Source organism: Streptomyces sp. NPDC059003 (genome assembly GCF_042740445.1).
Taxonomy (GTDB): domain Bacteria; phylum Actinomycetota; class Actinomycetes; order Streptomycetales; family Streptomycetaceae; genus Streptomyces.
The window spans coordinates 23,213-40,258 of the sequence record NZ_JBHYJH010000032.1 but is presented as its reverse complement, the minus strand read 5'-3'; the positions used below and the strand labels follow the sequence as shown (position 1 = coordinate 40,258).

General features: G+C 71.8%; 15 protein-coding genes. 8 read left to right on the top strand and 7 right to left on the bottom strand.

What is annotated here, in order from left to right; genetic code table 11:
- Positions 1-48: 48 nt before the first annotated feature.
- Positions 49-822 carry an MHYT domain-containing protein gene (locus tag ACFWZ5_RS14850; protein WP_384790571.1) on the bottom strand — a complete coding sequence of 258 codons (774 nt, stop codon included), beginning with the start codon at positions 820-822 and terminating at the stop codon, positions 49-51.
- A 150-nt stretch (positions 823-972) separates the two neighbouring features.
- Here ACFWZ5_RS14850 and ACFWZ5_RS14845 point away from each other — a divergent pair, with 150 nt between their 5' ends.
- Positions 973-1,572 carry a class I SAM-dependent methyltransferase gene (locus tag ACFWZ5_RS14845; protein ID WP_384790574.1) on the top strand — a complete coding sequence of 200 codons (600 nt, stop codon included), beginning with the start codon at positions 973-975 and terminating at the stop codon, positions 1,570-1,572.
- A gap of 70 nt (positions 1,573-1,642) precedes the next feature.
- On the opposite strand, the gene ACFWZ5_RS14840 is transcribed toward ACFWZ5_RS14845, so the two are convergent.
- Positions 1,643-2,398 (bottom strand): alpha/beta fold hydrolase, encoded by a 756-nt coding sequence (locus ACFWZ5_RS14840; RefSeq protein WP_384790667.1) that lies wholly within the window; start codon positions 2,396-2,398, stop codon positions 1,643-1,645.
- Between the two features lie 113 nt (positions 2,399-2,511).
- Here ACFWZ5_RS14840 and ACFWZ5_RS14835 point away from each other — a divergent pair, with 113 nt between their 5' ends.
- Positions 2,512-3,033, top strand: coding sequence for a PadR family transcriptional regulator (locus tag ACFWZ5_RS14835; RefSeq protein ID WP_384790576.1), 522 nt, complete (start codon positions 2,512-2,514; stop codon positions 3,031-3,033).
- Here the strand turns inward: ACFWZ5_RS14835 and ACFWZ5_RS14830 are convergent.
- A complete protein-coding gene (locus ACFWZ5_RS14830) occupies positions 3,022-3,927 on the bottom strand; it encodes an oxygenase MpaB family protein (protein WP_384790579.1) in 906 nt (301 codons plus the stop codon). The two genes, ACFWZ5_RS14835 and ACFWZ5_RS14830, sit on opposite strands and share 12 nt — an antisense overlap.
- 119 nt (positions 3,928-4,046) lie before the next feature.
- Between ACFWZ5_RS14830 and ACFWZ5_RS14825 the strand changes: the two genes are divergently transcribed.
- On the top strand, positions 4,047-4,322 hold the full coding sequence (locus ACFWZ5_RS14825) for a hypothetical protein (RefSeq protein WP_384790582.1): 276 nt from the start codon (positions 4,047-4,049) through the stop codon (positions 4,320-4,322).
- Positions 4,323-4,802: 480 nt separating this feature from the next.
- Complete coding sequence (locus ACFWZ5_RS14820) at positions 4,803-5,672, top strand: hypothetical protein (protein ID WP_384790585.1); 870 nt, start codon at positions 4,803-4,805, stop codon at positions 5,670-5,672.
- Between the two features lie 37 nt (positions 5,673-5,709).
- On the opposite strand, the gene ACFWZ5_RS14815 is transcribed toward ACFWZ5_RS14820, so the two are convergent.
- The gene (locus tag ACFWZ5_RS14815) at positions 5,710-5,892 is read right to left on the bottom strand and encodes a hypothetical protein (protein ID WP_384790588.1); all 183 of its coding nucleotides are present in this window, start codon (positions 5,890-5,892) and stop codon (positions 5,710-5,712) included.
- Positions 5,893-5,998: 106 nt separating this feature from the next.
- The gene (locus ACFWZ5_RS14810; RefSeq protein ID WP_384790591.1) at positions 5,999-7,051 is read right to left on the bottom strand and encodes an acyl-CoA desaturase; all 1,053 of its coding nucleotides are present in this window, start codon (positions 7,049-7,051) and stop codon (positions 5,999-6,001) included.
- A 269-nt stretch (positions 7,052-7,320) separates the two neighbouring features.
- Between ACFWZ5_RS14810 and ACFWZ5_RS14805 the strand changes: the two genes are divergently transcribed.
- From ACFWZ5_RS14805 to ACFWZ5_RS14795, 3 genes are all read left to right on the top strand, one after another.
- Positions 7,321-10,203: a DEAD/DEAH box helicase gene (locus tag ACFWZ5_RS14805; protein ID WP_384790594.1), complete on the top strand. Its 2,883-nt coding sequence runs from the start codon at positions 7,321-7,323 to the stop codon at positions 10,201-10,203.
- The gene (locus tag ACFWZ5_RS14800; protein ID WP_384790597.1) at positions 10,200-11,588 is read left to right on the top strand and encodes an SWF or SNF family helicase; all 1,389 of its coding nucleotides are present in this window, start codon (positions 10,200-10,202) and stop codon (positions 11,586-11,588) included. Before ACFWZ5_RS14805 ends, ACFWZ5_RS14800 begins: the two co-directional genes overlap by 4 nt.
- Positions 11,589-12,034: 446 nt before the next feature.
- Positions 12,035-13,399: an esterase-like activity of phytase family protein gene (locus ACFWZ5_RS14795; protein WP_384790600.1), complete on the top strand. Its 1,365-nt coding sequence runs from the start codon at positions 12,035-12,037 to the stop codon at positions 13,397-13,399.
- Between the two features lie 118 nt (positions 13,400-13,517).
- On the opposite strand, the gene ACFWZ5_RS14790 is transcribed toward ACFWZ5_RS14795, so the two are convergent.
- Positions 13,518-13,826 (bottom strand): hypothetical protein, encoded by a 309-nt coding sequence (locus ACFWZ5_RS14790; protein WP_384790603.1) that lies wholly within the window; start codon positions 13,824-13,826, stop codon positions 13,518-13,520.
- A 327-nt stretch (positions 13,827-14,153) separates the two neighbouring features.
- Positions 14,154-15,320 carry a xylose isomerase gene (gene xylA, locus ACFWZ5_RS14785; protein ID WP_384790606.1) on the bottom strand — a complete coding sequence of 389 codons (1,167 nt, stop codon included), beginning with the start codon at positions 15,318-15,320 and terminating at the stop codon, positions 14,154-14,156.
- Positions 15,321-15,512: 192 nt separating this feature from the next.
- Between xylA and xylB the strand changes: the two genes are divergently transcribed.
- Positions 15,513-16,970, top strand: coding sequence for a xylulokinase (xylB, locus tag ACFWZ5_RS14780; RefSeq protein ID WP_384790609.1), 1,458 nt, complete (start codon positions 15,513-15,515; stop codon positions 16,968-16,970).
- Positions 16,971-17,046 lie beyond the last annotated feature (76 nt).

Genomic DNA, 17,046 nt, shown 5'->3' with positions numbered 1-17,046 from the left:
GGGTTGCGGGACGCGTGCCGCCTGGTCGTCGCCGGATCGCATCCGCCGCTACGGAGTGGCACTCTCGACGGGCCGCTGGGCCGACGCGGAAGCCGCGCGTTCGCCCGCGCTCGGGGACAACGCGACGAACGCCGAGGTCAGGAACAAGTAGGAGCCGAGGCCGACGGCGAGCGGGAAGATGAACTGCATCGTCGTGGCTCCGGGCAGTGCCGCGCCGGAGGCGGTGACGCGTACGCTCACGGCGAGCATCCCGGTGTAGTGCATGCTGCTCACGGCCCCGCCCATGACGAGCGAGGCGACGGTCACCGCGAGCGGTGACTTGATGTTCAGTGCGGCCCACAGTGCGGCGGTGGCCGCGACCACGGCGATCAGGACGGACAGGGCGACCAGCACCGGGGCGTAGCGCACGTCTCCGTGCAGCCGGAGGGCGGCCATGCCGAGGTAGTGCATGCTCGCGACCCCGAGTCCGGTGGTGAGCCCGCCGAGTGCGAGCGCCCGTCCACGCTCGCGTCCGTAGCCGACGGCGAAGACACCGGCGCCGACGACGGCCATCGCGACGAGGAGGCTCAGGAGCGTCAGCGGCACGTCGTAGCGGATCTGGGTGCCGCTGACACCGAAGCCGAGCATCGCGACGAAGTGCATCGTCCAGATGCCGGTGCCGATGGCGGAGGCCGCGGTAATGAGCCAGTTGCGGCGTGAGCGGCCCGTGGTGCCCAGGGCGCGCACGGTGCACTGCAGGCCGAGGGCGGCGCCGACGCAGGCCATCGCGTACGACAGCACGGGCGTCAGCCAGCCGAAGGTGGCGTGGTCCAGGTGTCCCATGGCCCAGGGACGCTAGACCCGACGGGGGCGCACAACGGGGGCGCATTTCGAAAGCTGCCGGGTTGTGGCGTCAACCTGTTCTGGAACGATCGCCGCGCGCTCGAACGTGTGCGCCCTGGGTCCCCCGATGACGTGCGAGATCATGCGTGCATGAGCGACGACCACACACACGTCCAAGAGTTCTTCACGGCGCGCGCCGCCGACTGGGACAGCCGATTCCCGGACGACGGCCCCGCGTACGCTGCCGCGGTGGCCGAGATCGGCCTGCGGCCGGGCGACCGGGTCCTGGACGCCGGTTGCGGCACCGGACGCGCCCTGCCGGCGCTCAGGGGCGCCGTGGGGCCCATGGGATGCGTCCTCGGCGCCGATCTCACTCCGGCCATGTTGGAGGCCGCGATGCAGGCGGGCAGGCACGCCCACGGGCAGCTCCTGCTCACCGACGTGGCACAACTTCCCCTGCGCGCGGAGTCGCTCGACGCCGTGTTCGGGGCGGGTCTCATCTCGCATCTGCCCGATCCCCTCGCGAACCTGCGGGAGTTGGCGCGCGTGGTGCGCCCCGGCGGCCGACTGGCGCTGTTCCACCCCATCGGGCGGGCGGCACTGGCGGCCCGGCAGGGTCGCCAGATCACGCCGGACGACCTGCGCGCCGAGGCCAACCTCCGTCCGCTGCTGGCCGCTTCGGGTTGGCGCATGACGTCGTACGTCGACGAGGACACCCGCTTCCTCGCACTGGCCGTACGTCAGGGCTGAAGCGTGTGCGCGGGCAGCGCCTGCAGCCCCGGAGGCACGTTCTGAGCGCGGCCCTGCCTCTTGCCGCCCTTCAGCTCTGCCCCGCGACGAGCGCGGCGAAGGCGGCCGGGTTGTCCATCATGACGTTGTGCCCGGCGTCCGGGACGGCCACGACCCGGACCCCGGCCGCCACCAGCTCGTCGCTTCCCGGGAGTTCGCCGCTCAGCGCCCCTTGTACGTACACGCGCTCCGTGGCGAGGTCCATCAGCACGGTGCGCAGGGTGGGGGTCCTGCCGCGCACGAGCCCGGTCGCGCTGCGGTGTAGAGCGCGCGGGTCGGCCAGCCGCATGGTCGCGGCCCATCCGGATCCCACCTTCTCCAGCACGCGCGCGTGTCCGGTGGCGACGAAGTCCTCCTCTCCATAGGCGGCGATTCCGCTGCTGCCCGCCGTCTCTGGAGGGTGCGGGTCGAGGTTGGCCTCCGTGAGGACGAGGCGGGACACCAGGTCGGCCCTTCGGTGGGCCAGGACGATGGCCACAGAGCCGCCCATGCTGTGGGCGACGACCTCCGCCCGGCGCACTCCGGCCTCATCCAGTGCCGCCGCCAAGGCGTCCGCATGGTCCTCCAGGGTGTAGCCGAAGTCCGCCGGGCGGTCACTCAGGCCATGGCCGGGAAGATCGACGAACAGCGATCTGCGTCCGGCCAGTTCGGGCCGAGCGGCGATGTGTGCGTGGTACGCAGCCGATGCCGCCCCGAGCCCGTGGACGTACACCCGAGCCGGTCCGCTGCCGTCGCTCTCCGTCCATCGGATCCGGCTGCCGTCCGCGGCGAACCGCGCGTCCCGCATCGCCATGTTCCTGCCCCCACCCCTGAGTGATCGTTTGTCTACGCCGGCGACTATACATCGGTCACGTAGTACTACGGAAGCGATGTACCCCGGATGTGCGGCAGAATGCTGGCATGCTGGAGCTCGCCATCCTCGGATTCCTCTACGACTGCTCGCTGCACGGTTACGAGCTGCGCAAGCGCATCACGGCCCTGACCGGGCACGTGCGACCGGTCGCGGAGAGCACGCTGTACCCGGCCATCAAGAGACTCGAGAAGGCGGGGCTGCTGGCCCGCGAGACGCAGCCCGGCGCTGTGGCCGCCCCCCGCCACGTCCTGAGCCTCACCACGGAGGGCAGGCACGAGCTGCGCCGCCGCCTCGCGGAGCCCGCGCGCACGGACATCACCGACGAGAACCGCTGGTTCACGGTGCTCGCCTTCCTGCGCCATCTGGAGGACGCGGACGCGCAGGCGGCCGTGCTGCGCCGCCGCCTGGACTTCCTGCAGGAACCGGCCAGCTTCTTCTACGACGGCGACCGGCCGCTGCGCGCCGAGGAGCTGGACGATCCCTTCCGGCAGGGCATCCTCACCGTCGCCCGCGCCACGAGCCGGGCCGAGCTCGCCTGGCTGCGCAAGACGCTGGCGTCACTCGGCTGACGTCACCGCGGAAGGGGCCACCCCACGCACCGGACAGCCGCGCACGCCGGGCACGGGATGCGTGCCGAGCTCCCCGACCTCATAGCCGTCCGGGTAGTTCTTGATCCGCCAGTTGTTCCGGGCATAGTGCGGCGCCGTGCGCGGTGGCAGCAGGCGCACGGCGCGACCGCGCAGCCGTACCCCACGCCGGACCAGTGCACGAGTGAGGGCACCGGGCGGTTCGTAGCGGAAGGCGCGCAGGAGCGACTCGTCGAGCAAGGAGAGGGTCGCCGTGCGCATCACGCCGCTCAAGGGACGTGGATACCAGGAGCCCATCAGGGTGAGCGTCGCGTCGGAGACCTTGCGCGCTCCTTCGTCCCAGCCGAAATGGGCCTCTTCGTAGGAGTCCAGGCACTCGGCGAACTCTTCGTAGGAGCCCGGGATCTCCTTGATGCCCATGCGCTGCCCCAGGGTGCGGTAGTGCACGACCGACGCGGCGACCTCGTGGCCGGACAGCCTGCGCCACCCGTAGGCGTCGATCCACCGCCGGGGCGTCACCACGAACGTGCACAGTACGTAGCGCATGTCGTCGTTGCTGATGTCGTAGCTGCGGTGCATCTGGTTGATGCGGCGGATCGCCGTGCGCCCTTTGTCGTCGTCGAAGCCGTGCTCGACCACCGCGTCAAGGAGCAGCGACGTGTCGTCGTACCGCCGCTGCGTGCGGTCGGTCAGCTCTGCGGTCCGCGCCAGGAGCCTGCCGATGCTGGGCACCGCATAGGTGCGGTACAGCGCCAGTTCCAGCGCACGGGTGTAGTCCCAGGGGAATTCGTACGCCGCCGAGAGCCGGTAGATCGTCAGGGAGTCCTTCTCCGGGTCCAGACGCCTGATCTGCCGCAGTCGCTCGTAGCGCTTCACCGCGCGGCCCCCTTCTGTCGCCGGACCTCCAACTCTACGTTGGGGAAAGACGGATGAACGCTCAGCAATCGGCCCCACTTGAGGGAAGCACGGGGCCCACTCGGGGGAAGGCGGCCCACATGTTCGACAGAATCCGCAACCTGTGGCAGGCGGACAAGGAGGCAGGCGAGGAGAAGCGTGCGCACAACCTCTTCGAGGCGGCCGCGGTCTATGTGGCGGCTTGCGCCGAGGACGATCAGGAGCGCGTCGACGAGGCCGCCGGCTGGGTGTCGCCCGAGGCCCTGTCCTTCGGAGTGAGCGAGCTGGCCTGCCGGGCGGTCATCGCCCTGGCCCGGGAGCAGGACGAGTCGCCGCGCGACGTGGCCCGTACGCTCCTCGGCCTGCCCGCCGCCTGACGTCGGTGTGGGTGGGGTCGGGGCAGACGAGCGCGAAACGGGCGGGGACGGCCATCTCGGCGGCGTGTGCGAGGCGTTCGCGGACCTCTCGAGGGGTGCGGGGCCGGTATCCGGGACCCCAGCCGCAGCAGTCCTGACGGAAGCGCACGCCGGCCGTCAGCACAGCAGCCAGGGCGCGCCACGCGGCGGTGTCCCGGCACTTGGGCACGGCGAGCGCCGAGCCCGCGTCCAGGAGCTCGCCACCGCACTGGGGGCAGATGTCGCGGCGCACGCGCGCGTAGTCGGATGCTTTCTTGAACGACGCGCGGCACGGCAGACAGACGAAGTGCGAACTGGCCCTAGGCATGACAAGCAGCGTAAAGGTCCATCCCTGCGGCGTACGAGTGGATTTTCCTGCTCATCCACCTCTCGACGGTGCCCGGGGCCAGTGGTTAAGGTGCGCCGTCGGAGAAAGAAGTGGGCCGTGATGGGGAGGCGGGCATGGCCGGAACGGACGACGCTGTCGCCGCCGATGACGAGGCGCTGTACGTGCTGACGGCGGTGCTGCTGACGCCCGCGAAGTTCCCCAGTGTGCTCGGCGATGACTATCCCGAAGCCTGCGCGGCGCTGGGTCTGCCCCCGCTGGCCGCCGGGTACGGCCTGGTCCTCGGACAGGACAGCTCGGGTGCGCGGTGGACGGTCGTCACCGACGACGTGTCGCTCGTGGCCGTCGCGATCGCCTCCTGGGACTGCGGCATGGAGTACGACCTGTCGCCCGACGAGCGCACGGTGGTCGCCGCGCTGCCGGGCTGGCCGCTCGCGGTCGCGGTGGCCGCCCCGGGCGTACCCGCCCCGCACGACCCCGTGCCCGACCCCGATCAGCCCGACCGTGTGCCGCTCTCCCCGCCGGAGTCGGCCTCTTGGGGGCCCGCGCAACGGCGGCTCGGTGCCGATGAGATCGCCCTGCAGTGGGCTGTCTGGCGCGAGCAGATCGACGACGCCGACTTCGCCACGGACAGCGGCGTCGGGGCGGGCGGGGCGTCCGGGAGCGCCGGGCCGGAAGGCTCCGGCGGCGTCGACGGCGGGGTCGTACGGACCGAGCCGCTGACCGGCGTGCGGCGCGTCCTGGCGGAAGCCCGGGCGTACGTGGACACGCCGCCGCCCCTGGGGCGGGTGCGTTCCTCGTTCGCCTCCGGAGATGCCCGCACGCTGCGCGCCGACGGCCCCGGCTGGTCCATGGTCGCCAGGACCGACGACATCGCGCTCGTGCTGCTCGACGAGGAACCCGGCGAGGTGCTTCCGGTGGGGCGCGGACCCGAACTCCCCGGCCTCCTCGCGGCGCTCGACAAGCTGGCGGTACGCCCGTCCTGAGAACGCCGTCTCCCGGGGGACCTGCGGCCGTGGCGGCTCAGCGGCCGAGCTCCTTGCGGGTGACACGGCGCAGCTTGCGCCGCTGGCTGGGGTCGAGTGCCAGATAGGCCGCGGCCGGGACGCCGATCACGATCAGGAAGGCGACCCACCAGGGCAGCCAGATCAGCAGGATGATCCCGGCTGCCACGCCTCCCGCGGCGATCTTCGCGTTCTTCGACATGTCCGTCGCCTCCTTCGCGGCTGGCGCCGCTCTCTGTCTTGAGAAACGGGATCGGCCCGTGCCCAGTTCCAGGACAGGACCCTGACCGATCCCTGAGGTGCGACCCCTATTCGACCCTGAGCGGCTCGCCCACCTCGTACATGTGGCGCAGTACCTGCCGGTAGGAATCGATCAGCCCGGTCTCCGCGTAGGGCATACCCACAGCATGGCAGTGCGCGCGGACCAGTGGCTGGACGAGCCGCAGATGCGGGCGGGGCAGGCTCGGAAACAGGTGGTGCTCGATCTGGTAGTTGAGCCCGCCGAGGAACCAGTCGGTCAGTGCACCGCCGCGGATGTTCCGTGACGTGAGGACCTGGCGCTGGAGGTGGCCCCAGCGGTCCCCGTTCGGGTCGGGCATCTCCATGCCCTTGTGGTTGGGCGCGAAGGCCATGCCCAGGTGAAGGCCGAACAGCGCCTGGTGGAGGGCGGCGAACGCGATCGCGTGCCCCAGGGGCATGGCGGCGAGCAGCAGCGTCACGTAGCCCACGAGGTGGGCCACCAGGAGGGTTCCTTCGACCGCGCGCCGGCGCGGGGCCTGGCGGCGCAGGGCCTGGAATCCGTAGACCTTCATGGCGATGCCCTGCAGCAGCGTCAGGGGGAAGAACAGCCAGGCCTGGTTGCGGGTGAGCCAGCGCCGGAAGCCCACGCGGACCCTGGCCTGCTTGCTGGTGAACACCAGCACGTCGGCAGCGACGTCGGGGTCCTTCTCGATGTGGTTGGGGTTGGCGTGGTGGCGGTTGTGCTTGTCGTTCCACCAGCTCACGCTCATGCCGAGCAGGAGGTTGCCGTGGAAGAGGCCGATGAGGTCCGCCATCGTGCGGTTGCCGGTGATCTGGGAGTGCCCGGCGTCGTGACCGAAGAACGCGGTTCGGACGCACAGTACGGAGAGCACGGGGGCGAGGAGCAGGACCCACCAGGTGTGTCCAAGAGCGAACAGGCCCGCCCCTACGGCCACCAGTGCCGCGGCGTTGACCGCGATGCTGCGCGCGTACCAGCCGCTGCGCCGCTCCAGGAAGCCCTGTGCTCTGACCGTGCGCAGGAGCGGCGCGAAGTCGCTTCCGGCGGTCTGTGGAACGCCGCCTGTGGGTCGGTCCGCAACGGCAGCGATGGCCTGGGGCATGGCAAGGTCTCCGGTCTCCGTGTCGACAGGCTGACCTGAGGAAACGTACGGATCTGTGACCTTTCGCAGCCATGGCGCCACCACCCGTGTTGCACGGGGGGCCACCACCGGTCCCCGCGGGGGCCCACCACCTGTGCACAGGGGTGCTGGATACACCCCCCGCCGAGTGATGGGGATCACGACTGCAGAAGCCGCGCGAGGCCTTGGGTGTGCTGTACTCTCGGCCGCTCCCGGTCTCATTAGTCAAATTTGAGGAATGCGCCATCGCTGTGCACAGGCTCCCCACTGTCACTCCCTCCGAGATCTCTGAACTGTCCCGCTGCTCCGTAGTGTTCGTGCCGGGCGACCCCGGCCGCTCCGGCCGCATCGCCTTCTGGCATCCGGAGGGCGACGCTCCGCCCACCACAGCCGCAGGCGCCCTTGAGGAACTCACCGTCGCCGTGCCCGGTGACGACGCCGTCCAGATGAGCTCCGTGGCGGCGACGCTGCTTCCGGTGCGCGCCGCGCTGCCGGTCCTCACTCGCGCCCGGACCGCCCCCGGCGCCCACCCGACGGCGGCCTTCTGGGGCACGGCGGCCGTACTGGCGCTGCAGCTGGCCGCCCGCGGCCTGTTGCTGCCCGGCCTGACCGAGAGCGACCACGACGCCTGGCGGACCGGTCCGCTCGGCACCGCGGATCTGCAGCGGCTGCGTGAGCTCGCTGCCGCGATGCCGCCCGCCGCGCACGCGGTCCCGCTCGACGCCACCGCGGCGCCGCGGCTGCCCGCACCCGAGCGGCTGCTGCGCCAGTTCCTGGACGCGGTCGCCGACACGCTGCCGCGCTCCCCTGCCGCCGTGGCGGCCGCCGGGCAGCCCGCCTTCGCGGCGCCGGAACCCCAGCACGTGCCGGAGCAGCGCCCTTGGGCCATGGACGTCGCGGCCGGGCACGACGCGGGCGTGCGGATCTCGCTGCGCGTCGAGGTGCCGGGTCTGCTCGCGGAGGTTTCCGAGGAGACACGGCTGCCGTTCCGAGCCGTGCTGCAGATCCACAGCGTCAGCGACCCGTCCCTCGTCGCCGACGCCGCTGAGGTGTGGGCCGGATCGGGCGCCGCGGCGCGGGGCTTCGGGCCGCGCGCACGGATGGACGCCTTGCTCGCACTGCGCCGCGCCACGCGCGCGTGGGCGCCGCTGGGACCGCTGCTCTCGGCGAGCGTGCCCGATGCGGTCGAGCTGGCCGACGAGGAGGTCACCGAGCTCCTGGGCGAGGGCGCGTGCATGCTCGCCGTGGCGGGCGTCGACGTGCACTGGCCCAGGGAGCTGGCGCGCAGCCTCACGGCCCGTGCGGTGATCGGCCCGGAAGCCCCGGCGGACGCGGACGGCGACGGTCAGGGTCCGGACAAGCTGTCGTCGGACACGCCGTCGTACCTCTCGGCCGACGCGCTGCTGGCCTTCAACTGGCGTTTCGCGCTCGGCGACGAGCAGCTGAGCCGCGCGGATCTCGACCGCCTCGCGGAGGCGAACCGCCCCGTGGTGCGCCTGCGCGACCAGTGGGTGCTCATCGACCCCGAGGAGACGCGGCGCGCCCTGGCGCAGCAGGACCGCAAGGTCACCCCGATCGACGCCCTGAGTGCCGCTCTGACGGGCGCCACAGAGGTGGACGGCCACCGTGTCGACGTACAGCCCACGGGGTGGCTGGCGACGCTGCGCGAGCGCCTTGCGGACCCGGAGGGCATGGAGCCCGTCGGGCAGCCGGCGGCGCTCGCCGCCGAGCTGCGCGACTATCAGCTGCGGGGGCTCAACTGGCTGGCCCGGATGACGTCGTTGGGGCTCGGCGGGTGTCTGGCCGACGACATGGGCCTCGGCAAGACCATCACGCTGATCTCGCTGCATCTGCACCGTCAGGGCGACGTGACGACGGCGGGCCCGACGCTCGTCGTGTGCCCGACGTCGTTGATGGGCAACTGGCAGCGCGAGATCGAGAAGTTCGCCCCCGGTACGGCGGTACGCCGCTTCCACGGCGCTCAGCGCGGCCTGGAGGACCTGGCCGACGGCGAGTTCGTGCTCACCACCTACGGAACGATGCGGCTCGACTCGGAACGGCTTGCCGAGGTCCCCTGGGGTCTGGTCGTCGCCGACGAGGCGCAGCACGTCAAGAACCCGTACTCCGCAACGGCCAAGCAGCTGCGGACCATCGGGGCACGCGCGCGTGTGGCGCTCACCGGCACTCCCGTGGAGAACAACCTCTCCGAGCTGTGGGCGATCCTCGACTGGACGACCCCGGGGCTGCTCGGCAAGCTCGGCGCCTTCCGCACGCGGTACGCCCAGGCCGTGGAGAGCGGCACCGACCCTGCCGCGGCCGAACGGCTCGCCAAGCTGGTGCGCCCGTTCCTGCTGCGCCGCCGCAAGTCGGACCCGGGTATCGCCCCCGAGCTGCCACCCAAGACGGAGACCGATCGTGCGGTTTCCCTCACCACCGAGCAGACGGGTCTCTACGAAGCGGTGGTGCGCGAGGCGCTCGCGGAGATCTCCGGCGCCGACGCCTTCGCCCGCCGTGGTCTGATCGTCAAGCTGCTCACGGGCCTGAAGCAGATCTGCAACCACCCCGCGCAGTACCTCAAGGAGGACGAGCCCCGGCTGATCGGCCGCTCGGGGAAGCTGGAACTCCTGGACGAGCTGCTCGACACGATCCTCGCCGAGGACGCGAGCGTGCTCGTGTTCACCCAGTACGTGCAGATGGCGCGGCTCATCGAGCGGCATCTGGCGGCCCGCGGCGTCCCCTCGCAGTTCCTGCACGGTGGTACCCCGGTGGCCGAGCGTGAGGCCATGGTGCGCCGCTTCCAGGACGCCGAGGTACCCGTCTTCCTGCTGTCGCTGAAGGCCGCAGGCACGGGCCTCAACCTCACCCGTGCCGAGCACGTCGTGCACTACGACCGGTGGTGGAACCCCGCCGTGGAGGCCCAGGCCACCGACCGCGCCTACCGCATCGGGCAGACGCAGCCCGTGCAGGTGCACCGGCTCATCGCGGAAGGCACGATCGAGGACCGCATCGCCGAGATGCTGCTGCGCAAGCGCGAACTGGCCGACGCCGTGCTCGGCTCCGGTGAGTCCGCGCTCACCGAGCTGACCGACGCCGAACTGGCCGACCTGGTGGAGCTGCGAGGGGGCACACGATGAGCGACAGTCACGACGCCGCGTACAGCGATCCGTACACGGACGACGCAGGAGGCAGGGACGCCCTGGGTGGCATCAGCGGTATCGGCGGCAACAAAGGGAGCGACGAGGTGGCGGCGTACGACCATGAGCGGATCTTCGCCGCGCTGCCCCCCGCGCGCGGGCGGGGGTTCGCGGAGACCTGGTGGGGACAGGCGTGGCTCAAGGCGCTGGAGGACACGGCGCTCGACAACGCACAGCTCAAGACCGGCCGCAGGCTGGCGCGAGCGGGGTCCGTCGGCGCGGTATCGGTGCGCCCCGGGCGCATCACAGCGGTCGTCCAGGGCAAGGACGGCGCGGCTCAGCGCTCGGACGTGCTGCTGCAGCAGCTGAGCGAGGAGGAGTGGGACCGCTTCCTCGGCATGGCGGTCGAGCGGGCGGGCCACATCGCCGCGCTGCTCGACCGGGAGATGCCGCCGCACCTGGTGGAGGACGCGGCGGCGGCCGGTGTCGAACTCCTGCCGGGCATCGGCGATCTGGAGCCGGAGTGCGACTGCGAGGCCTGGGACCACTGCGGGCACACGGCGGCGCTGTGCTACCAGATGGCGCGGCTGCTCGACCAGGATCCGTTCGTCCTGCTCCTCATGCGCGGGCGCGGCGAGCGAGAGCTCCTCGACGAGTTGCAGGTACGCAGCGTGGCGCAGCGGACCGTGCCGGACGCCCCGGAGCAGGAGGCAGGGGACGGCGCTCAGGAGGGCGTGGACGCCGCTGAGGCGTACGCGGAGGGGATCATCCTCCCGCCGCTGCCCGCGCCGCCTCCGCTGCCTTCAGAGCCCGGCCTGCCGCCTTCGCTGGACACGGAGGCGGAGCCCGCGCCGGGTGTCGATGTGGCGGCGCTCGAGTTCCTGGCGGCACGCGCGGCGGCAGAGGCGCACCGGCTGCTCGTCGAAGCCCTGTCACCGGGCCATGAACAGCAGCCGGTCGAAGCGGGGTTGACGCTCGGCGAGGACGCGGTACGCCTCGCCGCGGCGGCGGCGCCAGGCTCCGTGATCGCGGCGCGCCTGGCGGACGGCTCGGGCCGGGACCGTGACGGGCTCGCTCGGGCCGTGCGGGCATGGGAGTACGGAGGACGGGCCGCGCTCTCCGTCCTCGAGGAGGACTGGGCTCCGGAAGGTGACGCCCTGGCACGTGCGCGTGCCGCGCTCGCAGCGGCGTGGGACGAGAGCGAGCGGCCGACGCTGCGTGCCGCGCGCAACTGCTGGACAGTGGTGGGCGGCGACACTCAGCTGCGTCACGGGCGCGACGGGCGCTGGTGGCCCTACCGCAAGGAGCGCGGCCGCTGGGCGCCCGCGGGACCGGCGGCGCACGACCCTGCGACAGCCTTGGCGGTGGCGGCCGGCGGCGAGTGACCAGGCCGCGGTCCATGGCTGAAACGTGTACGTCGGCCACCGGCGTACCCGCGCGGGGTGATCGTGCGCCGGGAACACCGGCACGCGCACTCGCTCCGGCCAGCGATTGAGCAAGGTCATGACATCAAGGACCGTGGAGCGCACCGGTTCAGTTGTGCGGAGCTAGCTGAAGGGGGGATGACACTCGGGGAACGCGCCCCCACCGCTGCTGATCGCCCCCGGTGACGGCCGACGGTGCCTCTCGCCCCTCGCGGAGGCGCCGTCGGCCTCCGTACGCTCCGGAGGCCGTCGCACCCACCGCCGTCGCACCCCACCCGGGGCCCGCGGCATCCGGGGAACGGGCGGTTCACTCAGGGGACTCCTGCGGATTCACCCGCACGACACCTGGTGTTCGCAAGGGCCGCGAAAGGTGACCTCGTCACCGATCCCGTGCCTCAGGAGGCCCCATGTCCGCGCGCGCCGCCGGCCAGCGCCCCGTCCGCCGATCCGTCGCTGTCGGCGTGCCGCTCGCCCTGCTCACCGCGCTGGCGGTCACCGGCACCGCGATCGGTGCCACGGCCGAGGCGCCGCGCTCGGGCAGGGGCGACGCGCCCCGTGTCATCTCCACCGCGACGCTCGGCGACCTCCCTCTGGGGACGTTCAGCAACCGGCTGCTGCCCGGTACCGTGCGTGACGACCGCGGCGTCGATCTCGGCGGGATCGGCAGCGACATCTATCCGGCGGGCCGCAAGGGCGAGTTCTGGACGGTCACGGACCGGGGGCCCAACGGCCAGATCAAGGTGGACGGCACCAAGCGCCGTACGTTTCCGGTGCCCGGCTTCGATCCGGCGATCGTCAAGGTCCGGGTGTCCGGCCGCGCCGTGAAGGTCATCGACGCGCTGCCGATCACCACGCGCTCCGGAAGGCCCGTCACCGGGTTGCCCAACCAGAAGGGACGCGACGAGGCACCGTACACGTATGACGCCAAGAAGCCCCTCTCCTACGATCCGAACGGCCTGGACACCGAAGGCATCGTTCGGGCCGGCGACGGCAGCTTCTGGCTGGTCGACGAGTACGGCCCCTCCCTGGTGCATGTCTCCGCACGCGGGAAGGTCATCAAGCGCTACGTCCCCAAGGGGCTGAAGCTGCGCGGTGCGGACTATCCCGTCGCCGAGGCACTGCCCGGGGTACTGCTGCACCGCAAGGTCAACCGCGGTTTCGAAGGACTCGCCCAACTCCCGGGCGGTGACTTGGTGCTGGCGGTGCAGAGTCCGCTGTCCCTGCCGGACGAGGACGCCGGTGAGGGGTCCCGCACGGCACGGCTGCTGCGGTTCTCTCCGGCGAAGCAGGCGGTGACCGCCGAGTACGCGTATCGCTTCGACCCGGTGGGCGTCGTCGACCCGGGCGAGGACGACACCTCCGAGCTGAAGATCTCTTCCGTCGTCGCCGTCGGCCGTGACCGTCTGCTGGTCGAGGAGCGCACCGACAAGGCGGCCCGGCTGCAGCTGGTGCGGCTCGACCGGCGGGCCGACATCCTGGGCGAGCGCTGGGACGACGCGGCAACCCGCCCTTCCCTGGAGGAGCTGGACGATCCCGCGGCCTCCGGTGTGCCGGTGCTGCGCAAGCGCCTGGCCGTCGACCTGAACACCGTCGACGGCGTGCCCGGCAAGATCGAGGGCGTCGCCCGGGTCGACCACCGCACGCTGGCGCTGATCAATGACAACGACTTCGGGATGACGGACGGCCCGGGGGCCTTCGACAAGGACGGTCGGCTCGTGGACAGCGGCGTGGAGACCACCGTGACGTACGTCCGGCTCCCCAGGGGGCTGTGAAGGGTTCGCGGCGGGGGATCCGGGAGGCGTGCGGGCGTCTCCGTAGCGCACGCTTTCCCACCGGGCCGCTCAGCGCACCGCACCGCCGCACGGGCACAGTCGCAGTCAACAGCCCCGTCTACGGCACTTCGTTGCCCGCGGGTGTCGGGAGCAGCGACTCCAGGTCGGTCGGCAGACCCGTGGGCAGCGGAAGGTCGCTGGGCAGCCCGGTGGGAAGGTCGCTGGGGAGATCGCTCGGCAGGTCGCTCGGCAACCTCGTGGGGATTTCCGACGGGAGGCTCAGCGAGGGCGTGGGGCGGCGCTCGCTGCTCCTGCTGCTCTCGGAGGGGCTCTTCTTGTCCGAGGAGTCGTCACCTCCGGTGGCGAGCAGGACCACCGCGGCGACGGCACCGACGGCCACAAGTGCCGTCAGCAGGATGAACAGCATGGTGCGCCTGCCGGGCGGCCGCCCGCCGGACGGTGGGGGCTGCCATCCGCCGTCCCCGGAGGGCGGACCGTATCCGCCGGGCGGGCCGTACCCACCGGGTGGCGATCCGTACCCTCCAGGAGGCGGACCGAAGTCACCGCCCCCGGGAGGGGGAAGGTCACCGGGCGGGCGCGGAGGCTGCGGCGGAACGGGCGGCATGGCCATACCGTCAAGAGTTACCTTGAACCGGTCATGGCGCGAGCCTCGTGCGGAAGTTGATACGCGCCATGACCATGGACCGGACCGTTCCGGCACACGTCGAACGGCACCGCCGGGGCGCGTGGGGAGTCAGCCCCGCGCCCCCAGGAGATGGTCCATGGCCAGTTGGTCGAGCCGTTCGAAGGCCATCCCGCGCGCGGCAGCCGCGTCCAGATCGAACTCTTCGTAGGCGCTGGGGTCGGCCAGCAGGCCCGCGAGCCCGTCCTCGGCGGTGGGCTGCGCCAGTTCGTGCAGGCGGGCGTCCCGCAGCGCCGCACGCACCTCCGGATCCGCGCGGAAGGACGCCGAACGCTCCCGCAGAATCAGGTAGTTGCGCATGCACCCGGCAGCGGACGACCACACCCCGTCGTCGTCCTCGGTGCGGGGCGGCTTGAAGTCGAAGTGGCGCGGCCCGTCGTAACCGCCCCTCTCCAAGAGGTCGACCAGCCAGAAGGCGCTGCGCAGGTCGCCCGCTCCGAAGCGCAGGTCCTGGTCGTACTTGATGCCGCTCTGGCCGTTGAGGTCGATGTGGAAGAGCTTGCCCGCCCACAGGGCCTGCGCGATGCCGTGCGGGAAGTTGAGGCCCGCCATCTGCTCGTGGCCCACTTCGGGGTTCACTCCGTAGAGCTCGGGCCGCTCCAGGCGCTCGATGAACGCCAGGGCGTGCCCGACGGTGGGCAGCAGGATGTCGCCGCGCGGCTCGTTCGGCTTCGGCTCGATCGCGAAGCGCAGGTCGTACCCCTGCTCGGTCACATGGGCGCCGAGGAGGTCGAAGGCCTCCTTCATGCGCTCCAGTGCGTCGCGTACGTCCTTGGCCGCTCCGGACTCCGCGCCCTCCCTGCCGCCCCAGGCGACGTAGACGCGCGCGCCGAGTTCGGCGGCGAGGTCAATGTTGCGGATCGTCTTCCGCAGTGCGTAGCGGCGGACGTCACGGTCGTTGGCGGTGAACGCGCCGTCCTTGAAGACGGGGTGCGTGAACAGGTTCGTCGTAGCCATGGGGACCACGAGCCCCGTCGCGTCGAGGGCCTCGCGGAAGCGCTTGACGTGAGCGGCACGGTCGGCGTCCGAGGAGCCGAACGGGATGAGGTCGTCGTCGTGGAAGGTCACTCCGTAGGCACCCAGGTCGGCCAGGCGGCGTACCGAGACTGCCGGGTCCAGCGGCGCCCTGGTGGCGTCGCCGAAGGGGTCCCTGCCCTGCCATCCGACAGTCCACAGGCCGAAGCTGAACTTGTCCTCCGGAGTGGGCTGGTAGTTCATGTGCGGCTCCTCGACTGCTCCTCGACTATTTCGTCATGGCGATTGACAAATTAGTATCCGCGGACACTCTTGGGAAGACCGAAGGCGAGTACGGGGCTCGCCTCAATGGGCAGCCTCCTGGTCCCAGTACGCAGCTCCCTGGGTGCCGGGACACTGTCCGGACAGTGAACAGCCGTCGGAACGGAGACGCCGATGTCATCAGCCCCAGCAGCCGAGGGCCCCCTCGTCGTCGGCGTGGACAGTTCCACCCAGTCGACCAAGGTCCTGGTCGTCGACGCGGCCACCGGGCAGGTCGTCGCCAGCGGCCAGGCGCCGCACACGGTCAGCTCCGGGGCCCTCCGGGAGAGCGACCCCGAGCAGTGGTGGAGCGCCCTCCGCGAGGCACTGCACCAGTGCGGCACCGCCGCGCGCGAGGCCGCCGCCGTATCGGTGGCCGGTCAGCAGCACGGGCTCGTCACCTTGGACGCCCAGGGGAGGCCGGTGCGTCCGGCGATGCTGTGGAACGACGTACGGTCCGCACCGCAGGCCCGTCGGCTGGTGGAGCAGTTGGGCGGCGCGAAGGGCTGGGCGGAACGGGTCGGCAGCGTTCCCGGTCCCTCCTTCACCGTGACCAAGTGGGTCTGGCTCACCGAGCACGAGCCCGCCTCGGCCCGCGCCACCGCCGCGGTGCGCCTCCCCCACGACTACCTCACGCAGCGCCTCACCGGTGCCGGAACGACCGACCGCAGCGATGTCTCCGGCACCGGATGGTGGGCGTCCGCCACCGGGGCGTACGACGACGAAATCCTGCAGCTGGTGGGCCTGGACGCCACCCTGTTGCCGCGCGTGGCCGCACCCGGAGAGGTCGTCGGCACCGTGCGCGACGGTGAACTGCCCTTCTCCAAGGGCACGCTGGTGGCGCCCGGCGCCGGTGACAACGCGGCGGCCGCGATCGGACTGGGCCTGCACCCTGGTGCACCGGTGCTGAGCCTCGGCACGTCCGGCACGGTGTACGCGGTCTCCGAGCGCCGTCCCACGGATCCGACCGGCACGGTCGCCGGGTTCGCCGACGCGCGCGGCGCCTGGCTGCCGCTCGCCTGCACGCTCAACTGCACCCTGGCCGTCGACCGCGTGGCCGCGCTGTTCGGCCTGGACCGGGAGGCGGTACAGCCCGGCGGGGACGTCACGCTGCTGCCGTACCTGGACGGCGAGCGCACCCCCGACCTGCCGCACGCCTCGGGGCTCCTGCACGGGCTGCGTCACGACACGACTCCGGGACAGGTGCTGCAAGCCGCGTACGACGGCGCGGTGCACGCGCTCCTGGGCGCGCTGGATGCCGTCCTCGATGCGGACGCGGACCGTTCCGAACCGCTGCTCCTCATCGGCGGCGGGGCGCGCGGCGTCGCGTGGCAGGAGACGGTACGGCGGCTGTCCGGAAGGCCCGTGCGGATTCCCGAGGCCGGTGAGCTGGTCGCGCTCGGCGCCGCCGCACAGGCAGCGGGCCTGCTGACCGGAGAGGACCCGGCGGCCGTCGCCCGTCGCTGGGACACAGCGCGCGGGCCTGTCCTCGACGCCGTGGAGCGGGACGAGGAGACGCTGTCGCGGATCACGGAGGTAGTCTGCGACGCGGCCGCCTTGCTGAACGGCGGTGCTGGGCGTGAACGCTGCTGACAGGGAGGGCGTTGCGTGGGCGCGGAGCGCGCGCACCGACGCGGGGAGACAGGTGGTCGCTTGTACAGGAAGGCCG

Bases quoted from the DNA above. Each gene is read 5' to 3' on its own strand.
- ACFWZ5_RS14850 (WP_384790571.1), bottom strand. From the start codon at position 822: ATGGGACACCTGGACCACGCCACCTTCGGCTGGCTGACGCCCGTGCTG.
- ACFWZ5_RS14845 (WP_384790574.1), top strand. From the start codon at position 973: ATGAGCGACGACCACACACACGTCCAAGAGTTCTTCACGGCGCGCGCC.
- ACFWZ5_RS14840 (WP_384790667.1), bottom strand. From the start codon at position 2,398: ATGCGGGACGCGCGGTTCGCCGCGGACGGCAGCCGGATCCGATGGACG.
- ACFWZ5_RS14835 (WP_384790576.1), top strand. From the start codon at position 2,512: ATGCTGGAGCTCGCCATCCTCGGATTCCTCTACGACTGCTCGCTGCAC.
- ACFWZ5_RS14825 (WP_384790582.1), top strand. From the start codon at position 4,047: ATGTTCGACAGAATCCGCAACCTGTGGCAGGCGGACAAGGAGGCAGGC.
- ACFWZ5_RS14820 (WP_384790585.1), top strand. From the start codon at position 4,803: ATGGCCGGAACGGACGACGCTGTCGCCGCCGATGACGAGGCGCTGTAC.
- ACFWZ5_RS14815 (WP_384790588.1), bottom strand. From the start codon at position 5,892: ATGTCGAAGAACGCGAAGATCGCCGCGGGAGGCGTGGCAGCCGGGATC.
- ACFWZ5_RS14810 (WP_384790591.1), bottom strand. From the start codon at position 7,051: ATGCCCCAGGCCATCGCTGCCGTTGCGGACCGACCCACAGGCGGCGTT.
- ACFWZ5_RS14800 (WP_384790597.1), top strand. From the start codon at position 10,200: ATGAGCGACAGTCACGACGCCGCGTACAGCGATCCGTACACGGACGAC.
- ACFWZ5_RS14795 (WP_384790600.1), top strand. From the start codon at position 12,035: ATGTCCGCGCGCGCCGCCGGCCAGCGCCCCGTCCGCCGATCCGTCGCT.
- ACFWZ5_RS14790 (WP_384790603.1), bottom strand. From the start codon at position 13,826: ATGCTGTTCATCCTGCTGACGGCACTTGTGGCCGTCGGTGCCGTCGCC.
- xylA (WP_384790606.1), bottom strand. From the start codon at position 15,320: ATGAACTACCAGCCCACTCCGGAGGACAAGTTCAGCTTCGGCCTGTGG.
- xylB (WP_384790609.1), top strand. From the start codon at position 15,513: ATGTCATCAGCCCCAGCAGCCGAGGGCCCCCTCGTCGTCGGCGTGGAC.